The sequence below is a fragment of the Streptomyces sp. Tue6028 genome, from assembly GCF_002300165.1.
Taxonomy (GTDB): Bacteria; Actinomycetota; Actinomycetes; order Streptomycetales; family Streptomycetaceae; genus Streptomyces; species Streptomyces siamensis.
Genome location: NZ_MLCE01000021.1, coordinates 119,607 through 133,674, shown reverse-complemented (window position 1 = coordinate 133,674; position 14,068 = coordinate 119,607). Strand labels below are relative to the sequence as shown.

The window sequence follows — 14,068 nt, the reverse complement described above, 5'->3', positions numbered from 1 at the left end:
CGGCAGCTGCTCCACAGGCTCGGCGTACTACTCCACAGGCTTCGCGTAGTGGAGATCCACTGTGCCCGAGTAGCCGGGAAGAGTCACCGTCCCGTTCTCGACCACTTTCCAGCCGAGCCCGTAGACGTTGACGTAGACCATGTAGTTCTGGATCGCCGGGGAGGCGGCGAGCGCGTTCTTGAGCTTCTCGGGATCGCCGACCGCGGTGATCTTGTACGGGGGCGAGTAGACCCGGCCCTGGAGGATCAGGGTGTTGCCGACGCAGCGCACGGCACTCGTGGAGATCAGCCGCTGATCCATGACCTTGATGCCCTCGGCGCCGCCCTGCCACAGCGCGTTCACGACGGCCTGGAGGTCCTGCTGGTGGATGACCAGATAGTCGGGCTGCGGCTCGGGATAGCCCGGCAGCTTGGCCGTGGCGTTCGGCGGGGCGTCGTTGAGGGTGACCGTGACGGCCTTCCCCTTGAGCTTCTGGGTGCCGGCGTTCTCCTCCAGGGCGGCGAGCTTGGCGTCCTCGGCCTTGCTGCTGCCGTCCTCTCGTCCGGCGAGCCCGTCCACCTCGTCGCGCAGCGCACCGTTGGAGTCGTCGAGCGACGCGTTCTTGTGGCTGCGCTCCTGAATCAGGTCGGAGAGCTTCAGCAGGGAGGTGTCCGAGCGGATGTTGGTGCCCTTGGCCGTGTTGAAGCTGGTGAAGAAGATCAGGCCGGCGAGCGCGAAGACGGCCGCCGTGAGCACGCGTACGGGCCGGAAACGGCGCGTACCGGCAGGACTCGTACCCGTCCCTGGGGAGTCGGCAGAATTGCTCAACGTACCCTTATCTCCTTAGGCGCCGCGGAAGCACTACGCTAACGGACGCCCGGGGGAGCGCTCAGTGTCCCCTTGTACGCTGCCCCGGAGCCCGCCCCAGTTCCCTGCGCGGCCACGCAGCGCATCGACAGGAGAGACCCTCGTGCCGAAGTCACGTATCCGCAAGAAGGCCGACTACACGCCGCCTCCGGCGAAGCAGGCGACCAACCTCAAGCTGACCAGCCGCGCCTGGGTCGCGCCCGTCATGCTGGCCATGTTCCTCATCGGCCTCGCCTGGATCGTCGTCTTCTACGTGACGGACGGCTCGCTGCCGGTGGACGCCCTGGACAACTGGAACATCGTGGTCGGCTTCGGCTTCATCGCGGCGGGATTCGGCGTCTCCACACAGTGGAAGTAGCTCTGCCCACGGCTATCCACTGAGTTATCCACAGCCGTTTTCCACAGGTGGAAAAAGAACGACGATCTGTGGATAACTCATCCGGGGTTGACGCCGGTGTGACTGACCTACCGCGATCCGCAAATCTGTTCGCCCCCTGCCTGACCTGGGAAAACTCTGGTCAGTGACAGGGGGCACAGCTGTTCCCGCACAGCGTGCACAAGATCCGCCACGATCTGTGGACAACATCGACTCCCGGTCGATCCGGACGCGTGCTCAGCGGGTCGGAAGCGCCCTCAGGTGAGCTGAGCGGTCCTGACCAGCGTCAGAACCACGACCACGGCGAGGACGACGGCACAGACGCCGTACTGGATGGCGTTCCGGTGCTCGCGCGGCGCGTGCACCATCGCGTACCCGACGACGACGCCTCCGACGAGACCGCCGACGTGTGCCTCCCAGGCGATGTTGAACGCCGGGCTGAAGGTGAAGACCATGTTGATCGCCAGCAGGGCGATGACCGGCCGCATGTCGTAGTTGAGCCGGCGCATCAGCACCGCCGTCGCTCCGAACAGACCGAAGATCGCGCCGGAGGCACCGAGCGAGGGCGAGTTGGTGGCGGCGACGAGATAGGTCAGCGCACTGCCCGCGAGGCCCGAGAGCAGATAGAGCGTGAGGTAGCGGGCGCGGCCGAGGAACGCTTCGAGCGGACCGCCGATCCACCACAGGCTGAGCATGTTGAACAGGATGTGGACGATGCTCCCGTGCAGGAACATCGACGTCAGCATCCGGTACCACTGGCCTTCGGCGACGCCCTGGATACGGCCGTCGAGCTGGGCCTGCCCGAAGAGATAGAGGCGGTCGGTGAAGCTGTCGCCCAGCACCTGCTGCGCCAGGAAGACGACCAGGTTCACCCCGATGAGGATCTTGGTGACGAGCCGGGGGTCGGAGGTGACTCTGCCGCCGGCGAGGGTGCGGGGCTGGTTGGCCGCCGGGGAGTGGCCGGTGCCGGAACCGGTGCGCACGCACTCGGGGCACTGGAAGCCGACAGAGGCGCTGACCATGCACTCGGGGCAGATGGCGCGCTCGCAGCGGGTGCAGCGGATACCCGTCTCACGGTCCGGGTGTCGGTAGCAGGTCGGCAGGCTCTGCGCGTTCTGCGGTCCCTGGTCCCGCGGGTCCTGCGGGCTGCCTGGCGCCTGGTCCATGGGTTCCCCTCAATCTCCGTACGGCGGGCTCACGCGCGGCGAACAGGGTCTGTGTGCGCAACGCACCGCCCCGTCCATCCTTACGGATGAACGGGGCGTTTGGTTCCCTGCGGGATCCTTCGGACTCGGCGGTGCGAGCCCGCTCGGCTCAGCCTTCGCGGGTCTCGACGACGACCGACTCGATGACGACGTCGCTGACGGGGCGGTCGGTGCGCGGGTTGGTCTGGGTGCTCGCGATGGCGTCCACGACCTTCTGGCTCGCCGCGTCGGCGACCTCGCCGAAGATGGTGTGCTTGCGGGTCAGCCAGGCCGTCGGGGAGACGGTGATGAAGAACTGCGAGCCGTTCGTGCCCGGCCCGGCGTTGGCCATGGCCAGCAGGTACGGCTTGTCGAAGGCCAGGTCGGGGTGGAACTCGTCCTCGAACTGGTAGCCGGGACCGCCGGTGCCGTTGCCCAGGGGGTCACCGCCCTGGATCATGAATCCGCTGATCACCCGGTGGAAGACCGTGCCGTCGTAGAGCTTGTCCGTGGACTTCGCACCCGTCGCCGGGTTGACCCACTCACGCTCGCCCTTCGCGAGTTCCACGAAGTTCCGGACCGTCTTGGGGGCGTGGTTCGGCAGGAGCCGGACTTCGATGTCGCCTTGGTTGGTCTTCAGGGTGGCGTACAGCTGCTCAGCCACGATCTGCCTTCCGTTGCCTTCTCTTGACTCCCCGATCCTCGCACGGACAGCCCTGCCCGTCTCCCGTCACCACTCTTTCAAGGGGTTTCGCGCTCCCGTTGCCGGTCACCCGTTCCTCACCTCCGAGCGAAGGTCCGCGTGTGGCACGAACAGAAAAACGGTCGAGTCCCCCCGGGACAGGGGCACGGCGCGACGATCCGTGGCATTGTCGACGACAAGCTCCTGTTGCCCCGTATTCATCCGCTATCTCACGTGATCGACACCCGACCGGATCTTGCTCCGAGTCACCCGGAGTCAGTACCCGTGACCCGGATGCCCGTCTTCACATGCCCCGGACCTCGCGGGCGGGCATGATCCCGTTAAGGGTGGAAAGGTGAACTGTGTGTCATTGGGGGCACCTCAGACCCCCGACGTACGCCACCGAGGAGGAGGAAACCCGTGACCCGCATCGACAGCGTGCGCGCCGCGACCGGCTCGGCGAAGGACAGCGTGCTGCACGCCGCGGAAGTGGTGGCGCCCTACGCCGACACGGCCAAGGACAAGGCTTCGTACTATGCGCACGAGGCGCGCGTACGGCTCGCACCGAAGGTTTCGCAGGCCGCCGAACAGGCCCGTGTGCAGTACGACGCCCATCTCGCGCCGCGCCTGGAACAGGCCCGCACCCATGTGCCGCCGAAGGTGGACCAGGCCGCGCATGAGGCCGCCGTCCGCACCCGTATCGCGGCCCGGCAGGCCGCCGACTATTCCAGGCCGCGGATCGAACAGGCGATCGCCGCGTCCCAGCCCGTCCGGGAAGAGGCCGCGGCACGGAGCATCGCGGCCATCGCCGCGCTGCGCGGCCAGGTCTCACCGAAGGAGATCGAGAAGCTGGTCCGCAAGCACGAGCGGCGGGCGAGGGTCGGCCGTCTCGCCAAGGGACTGGTGATCGCGGGAGTCCTCGCGGCCGGCGCATTCGCCGCCTGGAAATGGTGGGACAAGCAGGCCAACCCCGACTGGCTGGTCGAGCCGCCCGCCGCGACCGAAGTACCCGAAGGCGGACGCCTGACGGCGGTCGACGGCAGCGGCCGGTCCGATCTGGACCCCGAGGTTCAGGCCAAGGAGGCCGAGGAGCGGGCGGCGGAGCGCGACGACCGCCGCTGACCGACCGCTCTCTCAACATCGCCGTGGGGCAGGAGACTTGTCAGTTCTCCTGCCCCACGGCGATGTTTCACGTGGAACGCAGGTACATCGCCCGCCACGGGACGCTCTCCCCGACCCCATGGCCGTCCGCTCCCCGTTTACTGAGTCGGCCCGTGATGACGTTTGCAACGACCGGCATGTGCAGTATCCGTGCAGATGTTGTTAACAGAATGCGTTGATACGACTACCCGCATACCTTCACGCCAGCTCACACAAGGCACCCGCGCCGGCACGCCCCGACGTCCGAGCCGAGCACCCACGCTCGCGGCAGACGCCGGAGCCACACAGTCGCTCACATTTGCGCAAAGAAGAAGCAACGACTGCAAAGGTTTGCGTGTGACGCACGTCACCACCTCTGCCGCACGGGGAGCGCCCCCGGTCTCTCAGGCGTCCGACGAAGGCCTCACTGCCGGCTCGTACCCGGACCAAAATGGGACATAGAAAAACCGGCCAGCCGCCGAAAAAGGCGTCTGGCCGGTCCGAGATGTGGAGCCTAGGGGAGTCGAACCCCTGACATCTGCCATGCAAAGACAGCGCTCTACCAACTGAGCTAAGGCCCCGGAAGAGGAACGTCCGACCACAGGAACCACCTGTCGACGGGCGCCGCAGACCAGAGTACCGGGTCACCCCCGGGATCTCGCAAAAAGATTGGGGGTCCCCGTGGACGACCACTCTCCGTAAGATGCTCGACGTGGTTCGCTACAGCGAACCGCGGTATTTGGGGAAGCGATGGGGAGACGCAATGGACGCCGCACAGCAGGAAGCAACCGCAAGAGCCCGGGAGCTGCAGCGGAACTGGTACGGGGAGCCGTTGGGGGCGCTCTTCCGTAGGCTCATCGAGGATCTTGGGCTCAACCAGGCGCGCCTGGCCGGGGTGCTGGGCCTGTCGGCGCCCATGCTGTCGCAGCTGATGAGCGGTCAGCGAGCCAAGATCGGCAATCCGGCGGTCGTCCAGCGCGTGCAGCTTCTGCAGGACCTGGCGGGGCAGGTCGCGGACGGCAGCGTCAGCGCCGCCGAGGCGACCGAGCGCATGGATGAGATCAAGAAGTCCCAGGGGGGATCGGTGCTCAGCAACACCACGCAGTCGACGAGCAGTTCGGGCGCGCCGACGGTGAAGCGCGTGGTGCGCGAGATCCAGTCGCTGCTGCGCTCGGTGGCCGCGGCCGGCGACATCATCGACGCGGCGGACACCCTCGCCCCGACCCACCCGGAACTGGCAGAGTTCCTCCGGGTGTACGGCGCCGGCCGTACCTCCGACGCGGTCGCGCACTACCAGTCGCACCAGAGCTGAGCCGCCCGGCCGCCGAACACCCTGCCGCCGAACGCACGGCAGCTGGAGACCCTCATCTTCTCCAGCTGCCCGACTCGGGCGGCCGGGCATCTCGGGAGAGGTCTCCTGACCGACCGCCGAAGGGGAGCGACACACGACCATGGGTGAGGTCTTCGCCGGCCGGTACGAACTGGTCGACCCGATCGGCCGCGGGGGAGTCGGTGCGGTCTGGCGCGCCTGGGACCACCGCCGCCGCCGGTACGTGGCCGCCAAGGTGTTGCAGCAGAGCGACGCGCACGCGTTGCTCCGCTTCGTGCGGGAGCAGGCGCTGCGGATCGACCATCCGCATGTGCTGGCTCCCGCCAGCTGGGCCGCGGACGACGACAAGGTCCTGTTCACCATGGACCTTGTCGCGGGTGGCTCCCTGGTCCACCTGGTCAATGACTACGGCCCTCTGCCCGCCCCCTTCGTCTGTGTCCTGCTCGACCAGCTGCTCGCGGGCCTCGCCGCCGTGCACGCGGAAGGCGTCATCCACCGCGACATCAAGCCCGCCAACGTGCTGCTCGAGGCGACCGGCATGGCCCGTCCGCGACTGCGTCTGTCGGACTTCGGCATCGCGATGCGCCTCGGCGAGCCACGGCTGACGGAGACCAACTACGTGGTGGGAACCCCGGGTTACTTCGCGCCCGAGCAGATGCTGGGCTCCGAACCGGACTTCCCCGCCGACCTGTTCGCCGTGGGTCTGGTCGCCCTGTATCTGCTGGAGGGCGCGAAGCCCGACGCCAAGGCGCTGATCGAGTATTTCGCCGCGCACGGCACGCCGTCCGCCCCACGGGGCATACCCGAGCCGCTGTGGCAGGTCGTGGCCACGCTGGTGCAGCCCGACCCGCACGCGCGGTTCCGCACCGCGACGGGAGCGCGCAAGGCGCTCGCCTCGGCCGCCGAGCTGCTGCCCGAGCCCGGTCCCGACGACGAGTTGATCGAGGTGTTCGACCAACTCGGGCCGCTCCCCGAAGGGTTCGGCCCGAGGGGACCGCTCAAGACCGCGCCGGCCGTATCCCGGTCCCCCGCGTCCGGCCCGCGGCCCGCGGACACCGCGTCCGAGGACACCGCGTCCGAGAGCACCGCGTCGGACAGCACCGCGTCCGACGGCACCGCTTACGGAGACAGCGGGTATGGGGACGGCTCGTACGGGGGCAGCGCTCCCGAGAGCGGGCGGACAGGATCTCGTACCGGGTACGCGAGTCCCGAGCCGCGCGCCGATCACATACGGCCTGCCGTCCACGCCGGTGACGCGGAGGACGAGTCCGCTCACAGCGCCGTACAGGCGGATTCCACACCGCGCGTTGCGCAGCCGCACTCCCCCCTCGGCGACGAGCACCCGGGGGCCGCTCTTCGCAACGGACAGCGGCTGTCCGCGTCCGGCACCGTCGAGCCAGGCCCCGCACCTGATACCGCGGGTCAGGAGCCCGCGTCCGGCACGGTGGGCCCGGAGTCCGCGCCCGGCATCACGCGTGCGGAGTCCGCCTCCCGCGCTGTGGCCCCGGAGTCCGCGCCCCGCACCATAGGCCCGGAGTCCGCCTCCCGTGACGTCGGGCCGGAGTCCGTATCCGCATCCCCCGATGACCCGTCTCGGTCCGCTGCCGGCGCCGCCCCTCCGCTGCCGGCCTCGATGTCGGACACCGGCAGTTTCCATCTGCCTCCGCCCCAGCCGGGCGTCGCCGAAGGAGAGCCGCGGCGACAGCCCGAGCGGGACGCCCAGCAGGTCCCGCAGCAGCCGCCCCGCCCGCCGGATCAGGCTCTGGCCCAGGCACAGGCCCAGCAGGCATGGCACAAGGCCCAGGCGCTCGCTCCTCCCGCCCCGGTCGTGCCGCCCTTGCCCGCTCCCCTGCATCCCCCGGCCTTCGAACCGACGCCGACCCCCACGCCCACCGCCGCGCCCACTCCAACGCCCACGCACGTGCCCTCCCCCCAGCGATCCGCGGCTCCTGCCGCCACGATGCACCAGCCCGCGTACGCCTCTACTGCTTCATACACCGCTCGGTCCCCGCAGGTTCCGGCTCAGGCGCGACGGGTTCCGGTGCATCGTGCGAGGCGGGCCCGGCCACGTCCCGGACCGCCCGCGAAGGTGGCCGTCCCGATGTTCCTCATCGCGCTGGCCTGCTTCGCCGTGGGCTTCTGGGCCCTCACGCAGATCTGAACCAGGCAGATCTGAACCAGGCAGCTCCGAACCTGGAGGGCGCTACCAACTCCTCGGCGCCCCGCGCTCCCACGGCGCCGGCACCGCGGCCGAGGCCGTGTCCGCGTCCTCGGGTGCGGGAACGGGTCGCCGCCGGGCGAGCACCGTCCACACCCCGAGGATCAGCATCAACAGACTCCCCGTGCCGATCCCGCCCGCGGCGACCACCCTCATCGTGGCGCCGTCGCCGCCGGCACCCGTGCCGTCGGCGCGGTCGCTGCCGCCGCCCCCGGGACCCGCACCGCCCACCGCACCGTCGGCGTCGGCCCCGTCGTCGGCCTGGTCGTCGGAGTCGTCCGCCGGGACGTCGAACGCGTCGCGGGGTTCGGGTCGCCCCGCATACGACGGCCCGGCCCGCACGGCACCGTCCCTGCGCACGCTCAGCGTCAGCCCCACCGGCCCGTCGCCGAAGCGCTCGGCGACCTGCGCGGCGAGATGGACGACGAGGTAGTACGAACCCGAGAACCGCATGCCGCTCACCCGGTCGCTGAGGGCGTACCGGTTCTCGTAGGCGACCGCGGGCAGCGGTTCGAGCGCGGCGGACCGCTGCCCGCCGTCGTATCCGGAGCCGACGTCGTCCACGAAACCGCGCACGGGGTTGTAGAGGGACATGACGAGCGCGGTGCCCACCGAGCCCTCGCCCCGGCCCGAACTGCCCAGCGCGGCGGTGGCGTACAGCTGTTGTCCCCAGTCGAGCGGCACCTTGTAGAACAGCGTCTGCCCGGGGCTGATCCCGTCCTGCCAGATGCCCTGGCGCAGCGACGTCGCGGTGCTGAACCCGGCGCCACCGCGGCGGCGCTTCGGGTCGCCGGTGAGGGGTTCCGGTGTGGCGGAGTTCCAGGTCTCCGGGGCGGTCGTCGAGCCGGCCTTCCGCAGGCCCGGCTCCGAGACGTAGTCGAGTTCCAGGTCCCAGAGACCCGACGAGGACCCGGCCGTGCCGCTGCGTTCGACGACCACGTAGTACGTCCCCGCCGTCTGGCACGCGTACGGATGGCCGCTCGTCTCCCGGGTCGCCCAGGCGGCGATCGGATGGGAGCTCTGCGTGGCGCCGAAGTGCGCGGTCCCGGAGAAGGAGCAGTTGCGGCTGTTGCCGTCCTGCACGGACACCTTGATGCCGTCGGAGTAGGAGATCCGCGTACCCGGCCTGGGGACGGCGGTGGCGGAGACGTAGGCATTGGACACGTCGTCGAGCACCAGGCGGTAGTAGAGCTTGCCGTCCTTGCCGATGGAGCTCCGGTAGGCCTTGCCCGGCTCCAGTCGTGCGGCGCCCGTGGTGCCGGTGGCGCCGTCGACGCTCGTGGCTCCCTCGGCGAAGGCGTACGGCGTCGGTTCCGCGTCGGCCACGGCGTCCCCGGCCGTACGCGCTCCACCCCCATCCGCAATGCCCGTGCGCATCGTGCCCGCATCGGCCGCGATCGGGCGCGTGCCACCCCGGTCGCCCCCGACCGGCTGCGTGCCGGCCGCGTAGGCCGTGCCGGTCTGCCAGGTCGGCACGAGCACCGCGACCAGCGCGGCTCCGGAAGCCGGCAGCGCCCGGCCGAGCCACCACACCGTGCGCCGCCCCATCACGCGCCACCCCTCGTCAAGGCCCCGGAATCGTGGGCCCATCCTGCCCCGCCCACCACCGCACCACCCGCGCTATCCGCACAAGCGGCCGAAACGGCGCGTACGCCCAAGATGCGCACGGTCCTCGTCGCGCGGTGCGCCGAACACACACAGGCCGTCGGTCGTCACTTCCTGTGCCGTGGAGAACCGACTCATGTGCCGTGGAGAACCGGCGGCTCCGCAAACGCCCGCGGAGAACACAAAACCCCGACCGCGAGGGCGGCCGGGGTCTGCTCTGAGACTGTTGTCGATACTCACGAACCCGTGGGCACGGAGTCAGTCGCCTCCGTCCACAGATCCTGCTCGGCGCGATCCGCCTGGATCTGGCGGTACACGAGGAGCCCGCCGATGGCGGCCAGTGCGACCAGGAGAAGCTTCTTCACCGCGCGACCTCGTCTTTCGTTGACGTAGGGGACCTCTGGCGCCCGACTATACACACCGACCGATATCGATCGGTGACCTGCGTCGGCCCCCCAACTCACGGCCGGGACAGCGCAGTAGAAGTCACTCGATCCGCTGCGACCAGAGGGTGAGCACACCTCCACGGACGGTGATTTTGTCCCCTCTAAGCCCTTCTTCTCCACTTTGCAGCTCTCATGCACCCATCCGAGTGGGTGTTCATCAGAAGATCGACGCGCCACGAGCGTGGGTCCACCACTTCGAGAGCCCCATACACATCATGAGGAAAGTACGCAAATCGCCCAACCCGAAAGTGAGGGAACATGGCCAGGAACCAGGTCATGAAACTGTGGACCGCCATCGTCACCGCCTTCCTCGCCCTGTGCACGACACTCGGCCTCGTCACCACGACCGCCGCCGCGGCGGTACCCCAGCCGGAGCCCGAGCGCAACACCAGCGTCCCGACCGCGACGCTCCCGGAGCTGCCGCTCTGGGGCTGGTCCCCGGCATGGTCCGCCGACAAGGGACTTCCACCGACGATGAAGCAGCGCATCCGCGCCGAGGCACACGGCTCTTCCCCCGCATGCCGTCACCGCCCCTCCACGGACACGACTGCCTTCATGAACGCGCTGACCGACTCCACGGCCGCCACCGACCACGTCGACACGGCCGGCTCCACCTCCATGGTCGGCTGCCACACCGGTACACAGTGACGGGCATCGAACGCTCTGCGCGTCAGCGGGTGTCGGGAGCCTCGACCGCACCGAGAAGTGCGAGTTCGCCGGGCAGTTCCACTCGTGTGCCGCAGAAGCAGAGAAGTGCCGCGCCGGCAGTGGCCGGCGCACCGAGGTCGATCGTGAGGATCTCCTGCACCTCCCGCAGCAGTTCGCCGGTCTCGCTGCCTCTCGCCACGAGGATGCTGACCTCGTCAGGGTCCCAGACGGCGATTTTCGGCAGATCGTCCGCCACGCAGATCAGGATGCACACAACTACCTCCCCAGGGAATGACCCCAGGCATAAAGTGATCCCGCTCCGGGAGGCCAGCGGCCCGCCGTTCGTACTCACGCGTCCAAGCCACGCGAGACCCGTCGAAGTGTTCCGCCCGGATGTCCGCACCGTGGAGAACACGGTCGCACCACGATCGGAACGCCTCATCGGCAAGGCCGCGCCCCAGACCACCTCCAGGACTTCCCACGGACGCGTCCGGGCCCACCGGCCGGCGCAGGCCCTTCAGACGACGAACGACCCGCGGACGGCGTACGACCCGCGGACGGCATACGACCTTCAGGCGACGAACGGCCTGCGCACGACGAGCCGCCCTCAGACCTGAACGAACCGCAGACCGTGAACGACCATCAGAGCTGAACGATCATCAGACACGAACGACCTTCAGACGTGAGCCACTTTCAGATGACGCGACTGAGCTGGAGCATCGCCTCGGCGTTCTTGACCAGGGCGCGCTGCCTGGACTCGGGCAGTTGCCGGTAGAGCTTCAGCAGCTGGGCCTCCCGCTCGTCCCCACTGGGGCCGGGAACCGGTCGGCCGACAGTCGCGAAGAATTCCCGCGGCGTGGTCTTCACGCCCCAACGACGGAACACTTCCACCATCGCGCGGAGCTTCTCGGGATCGATACGGGACGTTCCACGGGTCCGATTCATCCACGCGTTGAGCGTGGGATACGAGATGCCGGCCTGCTCGGCCAGATCCTTCTGCGTCCTGTCCGGCACCTGAGCAAGGAGACGTTCCAGCAGTGCGGCAAGGTCCTCACCCCCATGGGCGACACCCTCGCCGGAGCCGGGTTCGCCGGGTTGATGAGGCTGCTTGGTCACGTTCCCGAGCATCGACCAACAACATCCACATGCGCAAGTAGATCGCAGATTGACATCCGGCTTTCTCGGAGCACGGAGCACTCCACCCTGTTCACGCACTACCGCACGCCCCACACCCCCCGTCGCCAGTTCGCACGGGCCTCACACTCTTGACAGGATCTACATCTACACGCACACTGTAGATCACATCGATCACATGAGCCTCCGGCGCCCCAGCCCCCGCCGTGCGGCAACAGGCGGCTCAGGCATCTCGCACCACCCCTCACCCACCTCGCGTGAATCTACATCTACACGAAGATTGAGTATTTCTCGTTACAGCCTGCGAAGCCTTGCGCCGAATCCACGAACCTCTGTGACAAAGGAGCGCACAAGACGTGTCCCCACAGATCACATGTGAGATCACGCCGCCGGGAGCGGCAGAGCCCGAATGCGTCGCACGAGCCCGTGCCGGCGACCGCGCGGCCTTCGCCGCGCTGTACGAGGAACACTGGAGATCCGTGTACCGCTACCTCCTCCTGCGGACACGGAACCGGCACCTCGCCGAGGACCTCACCCAGGAGGTCTTCGCCCGCGCCCTGCGCCGCATCGGCACCTTCACCTGGCAGGGCGTCACGTTCGCCGCCTGGCTCCTCACCATCGCCAGGAACCTGCACCTCGACGAGGTGCGGACGAGCCGTACCCGGCTGGAGACCCTGGTCCCCGAACCCGCGGACGTCGACGGGTCCGACCGGAGCGCCGAGTCCTCCGCCCTGCGCGTGCTGGAGGCGGTCGAGGCGTGCGACGCCGTACGGAACGCGCTGAACTCCCTCAGCCCTCATCAGCGGCAGTGTCTGGAGCTGCGCTTCCTCGGCGGCATGTCCCCCGCGGAGACGGCACGCACGATGGGCCGCAGCGTCGGCGCGGTCAGAGGGCTCACCTTCCGCGCGTTACGGAAGGTGCGGACGTCGACGGAGGCGAACGCGGCGTGAACCGAAACCTCCCCCATGCCGCCCGGGTGATCCGTGCGGCCCTGGCGGCCGGTGGCGTGGATCCGTTCGTCGCGGCGGCCCACGCCCTCGACGGCGAGCACCTGCTGGTCGATCCCGAACGCTCCTACGGCATCGTGCTGCACCGCACCCCGGCAGGCGGCTGGTCGTGCGGGCTTCGCGGTCTGACGGACCTGGAACGCCAGGCACGCGCCTGGGACGCGTCCTGCGCGCACGCCCGCCGCCTCGCGGCCGCCATCGAGCAGCACATCGGCCGGCACCAGGACTTCCACAGCGTCCGGGCGGACGGCGACCGGGTACGCGTCGTGCTGCATGTCGTCGACCGGGACCAATGGATGCGGTGGCGCGCGCACTTCGGCATCCCCCACACCACCGAGCGGCTCCTGCCGCACGCGGTGACGGGCGAGTGCCGGTACGAAGGGGTGCGGGTCTCGGTGCTGGCGTACGAGCCGCGCCGGACGCCGCACGACGCACAAGGCACGCCACCGGCCAGGCCGTTCGAGTTCGAGGGCCGGAGGTACGACCTGGCGGTGCCTCAGCGCGACGCGCACGGCAACGTCTGGTTCTTCCAGGGCTGGAGCACCGACGACGGCATGCCGCTGCTGTCGGTGGACGGCCGTCCCGAGCGGTGCTCGCTCGCCAATGTGGCCGCGTACATGGGCCCGTTGTCACCTTCCCGGGAGCCGGTGCGGAGCCCCGTCCCCGACGCGGCCGACGGGCGCACCCGCACGGGCCCGGCCGTGCGTGGCCCCGTGACCGTGCCCATGACGCGGCGCGGGCGCGCGCGATGAGTGCCCACGGCGACAGCTCGCGGGCCCCGGCCGCAGGGCGTCTCCCGGTCCGTGAAAGGGCCGCCGTCCCCCGCGCAGGGGGGCCGCGGAAGAAGTCGGCTGCACCGCGCCCGGACGAGGGCCATGGCGTTCCGGGCTGGGAGCTGCGCGCCGCGTGCCGCGACGAGGACCCCGAACTGTGGTTCTCCGGCCGGACGCGTGAGACGGCCACGGCCATATGCAACGCGTGCCAGGTGCTTCCGGAGTGCCGTGCCGCCGTGCTGCGCCGCGAGGCAGGCCTGTCCCGCTGCGACCGGGCGGGCATCGTCGCGGGCCTCACCGGCTCCCAGCGCTACGAACTGGAGAAGCGCCGCGCCCGGGCCCGGAAGCCCCCGAAGGTCGCCGCACGGCCCGTCGAGGCCGGCCGCTCGCGCGGGGAGCCCGCACCCTGCGGAACACGCGCGGCCTACCAGCGGCACGTGCGCAGGGGCGAGCCGGCCGACGAGGCGTGCCGGGCCGCCAATGCCCGCGACGCCCGCCTCTACCGGCGTACCGGGTCGACGGTGCGATCCACCGACGGCCCGACGCGCGACGGCCACGGCGGCCCGGCAACGTCCCCGGCCGCGCCAGGCACTGCCCCGGTCGCTGTGCCTGCGCCTTTCCCCGCGCCTTCCCCTGTTCCTTCCCCCGCGCCCGCCTCCGCCTGATCCGGACGGGCCGG

Annotated in this window: 15 protein-coding genes and 1 tRNA gene; 8 read left to right on the top strand and 8 right to left on the bottom strand. The window is 69.6% G+C overall.

Translation table 11 applies throughout. From position 1 onward, the window contains the following. Positions 1-27: 27 nt before the first annotated feature. Positions 28-807: a DUF881 domain-containing protein gene (locus tag BKI49_RS18985; RefSeq protein WP_095935463.1), complete on the bottom strand. Its 780-nt coding sequence runs from the start codon at positions 805-807 to the stop codon at positions 28-30. Between the two features lie 142 nt (positions 808-949). Between BKI49_RS18985 and crgA the strand changes: the two genes are divergently transcribed. Further along, the gene (gene crgA / locus BKI49_RS18980) at positions 950-1,204 is read left to right on the top strand and encodes a cell division protein CrgA (protein ID WP_028799370.1); all 255 of its coding nucleotides are present in this window, start codon (positions 950-952) and stop codon (positions 1,202-1,204) included. A gap of 275 nt (positions 1,205-1,479) precedes the next feature. Here the strand turns inward: crgA and BKI49_RS18975 are convergent, their stop codons facing one another. Next, entirely contained in the window at positions 1,480-2,388 is a 909-nt protein-coding gene (locus BKI49_RS18975) for a rhomboid family intramembrane serine protease (RefSeq protein ID WP_095935462.1), read from the bottom strand. A gap of 148 nt (positions 2,389-2,536) precedes the next feature. Then, a complete protein-coding gene (locus tag BKI49_RS18970; RefSeq protein ID WP_095935461.1) occupies positions 2,537-3,070 on the bottom strand; it encodes a peptidylprolyl isomerase in 534 nt (177 codons plus the stop codon). A gap of 438 nt (positions 3,071-3,508) precedes the next feature. Between BKI49_RS18970 and BKI49_RS18965 the strand changes: the two genes are divergently transcribed. Then, positions 3,509-4,210 (top strand): DUF5324 family protein, encoded by a 702-nt coding sequence (locus tag BKI49_RS18965; RefSeq protein ID WP_095935460.1) that lies wholly within the window; start codon positions 3,509-3,511, stop codon positions 4,208-4,210. 526 nt (positions 4,211-4,736) lie between these two features. Here the strand turns inward: BKI49_RS18965 and BKI49_RS18960 are convergent. Further along, positions 4,737-4,809, bottom strand: a tRNA-Ala gene (locus BKI49_RS18960). A 182-nt stretch (positions 4,810-4,991) separates the two neighbouring features. Here BKI49_RS18960 and BKI49_RS18955 point away from each other — a divergent pair. Further along, the gene (locus BKI49_RS18955; RefSeq protein ID WP_028799374.1) at positions 4,992-5,540 is read left to right on the top strand and encodes a helix-turn-helix domain-containing protein; all 549 of its coding nucleotides are present in this window, start codon (positions 4,992-4,994) and stop codon (positions 5,538-5,540) included. A 139-nt stretch (positions 5,541-5,679) separates the two neighbouring features. Beyond that, a complete protein-coding gene (locus BKI49_RS18950; RefSeq protein WP_095935459.1) occupies positions 5,680-7,719 on the top strand; it encodes a serine/threonine protein kinase in 2,040 nt (679 codons plus the stop codon). A 42-nt stretch (positions 7,720-7,761) separates the two neighbouring features. Here BKI49_RS18950 and BKI49_RS18945 read toward each other — a convergent pair whose 3' ends face one another. Beyond that, complete coding sequence (locus BKI49_RS18945) at positions 7,762-9,324, bottom strand: hypothetical protein (RefSeq protein WP_179332495.1); 1,563 nt, start codon at positions 9,322-9,324, stop codon at positions 7,762-7,764. A 293-nt stretch (positions 9,325-9,617) separates the two neighbouring features. Further along, the gene (locus tag BKI49_RS35545; RefSeq protein ID WP_003999697.1) at positions 9,618-9,746 is read right to left on the bottom strand and encodes a DLW-39 family protein; all 129 of its coding nucleotides are present in this window, start codon (positions 9,744-9,746) and stop codon (positions 9,618-9,620) included. Between the two features lie 339 nt (positions 9,747-10,085). Between BKI49_RS35545 and BKI49_RS18935 the strand changes: the two genes are divergently transcribed. Next, the gene (locus BKI49_RS18935; RefSeq protein ID WP_257004861.1) at positions 10,086-10,475 is read left to right on the top strand and encodes a DUF6344 domain-containing protein; all 390 of its coding nucleotides are present in this window, start codon (positions 10,086-10,088) and stop codon (positions 10,473-10,475) included. A gap of 22 nt (positions 10,476-10,497) precedes the next feature. Here BKI49_RS18935 and BKI49_RS18930 read toward each other — a convergent pair whose 3' ends face one another. Both BKI49_RS18930 and BKI49_RS18920 read right to left on the bottom strand, forming a co-directional pair. Then, positions 10,498-10,731, bottom strand: a complete 234-nt coding sequence (locus BKI49_RS18930; RefSeq protein ID WP_257004860.1) for a hypothetical protein — start codon at positions 10,729-10,731, stop codon at positions 10,498-10,500. Positions 10,732-11,168: 437 nt separating this feature from the next. Further along, a complete protein-coding gene (locus BKI49_RS18920; protein WP_028799379.1) occupies positions 11,169-11,591 on the bottom strand; it encodes a helix-turn-helix domain-containing protein in 423 nt (140 codons plus the stop codon). Positions 11,592-11,965: 374 nt separating this feature from the next. Between BKI49_RS18920 and BKI49_RS18915 the strand changes: the two genes are divergently transcribed. The 3 genes from BKI49_RS18915 to BKI49_RS36340 are packed head-to-tail and all read left to right on the top strand — an operon-like array spanning position 11,966 to position 14,054. Further along, a complete protein-coding gene (locus BKI49_RS18915) occupies positions 11,966-12,559 on the top strand; it encodes an RNA polymerase sigma factor (protein WP_257004859.1) in 594 nt (197 codons plus the stop codon). Then, the gene (locus BKI49_RS35350; protein ID WP_107469374.1) at positions 12,556-13,368 is read left to right on the top strand and encodes a BN159_2729 family protein; all 813 of its coding nucleotides are present in this window, start codon (positions 12,556-12,558) and stop codon (positions 13,366-13,368) included. Before BKI49_RS18915 ends, BKI49_RS35350 begins: the two co-directional genes overlap by 4 nt. Continuing rightward, positions 13,365-14,054, top strand: a complete 690-nt coding sequence (locus BKI49_RS36340) for a WhiB family transcriptional regulator (RefSeq protein WP_107469372.1) — start codon at positions 13,365-13,367, stop codon at positions 14,052-14,054. Before BKI49_RS35350 ends, BKI49_RS36340 begins: the two co-directional genes overlap by 4 nt. Positions 14,055-14,068 lie beyond the last annotated feature (14 nt).

Excerpts from the sequence above, each read along its gene's own strand:
- BKI49_RS18975 (WP_095935462.1), bottom strand. The coding sequence starts at position 2,388 with ATGGACCAGGCGCCAGGCAGCCCGCAGGACCCGCGGGACCAGGGACCG.
- BKI49_RS18955 (WP_028799374.1), top strand. The coding sequence starts at position 4,992 with ATGGACGCCGCACAGCAGGAAGCAACCGCAAGAGCCCGGGAGCTGCAG.
- BKI49_RS18950 (WP_095935459.1), top strand. The coding sequence starts at position 5,680 with ATGGGTGAGGTCTTCGCCGGCCGGTACGAACTGGTCGACCCGATCGGC.
- BKI49_RS18945 (WP_179332495.1), bottom strand. The coding sequence starts at position 9,324 with ATGGGGCGGCGCACGGTGTGGTGGCTCGGCCGGGCGCTGCCGGCTTCC.
- BKI49_RS18935 (WP_257004861.1), top strand. The coding sequence starts at position 10,086 with ATGGCCAGGAACCAGGTCATGAAACTGTGGACCGCCATCGTCACCGCC.
- BKI49_RS36340 (WP_107469372.1), top strand. The coding sequence starts at position 13,365 with ATGAGTGCCCACGGCGACAGCTCGCGGGCCCCGGCCGCAGGGCGTCTC.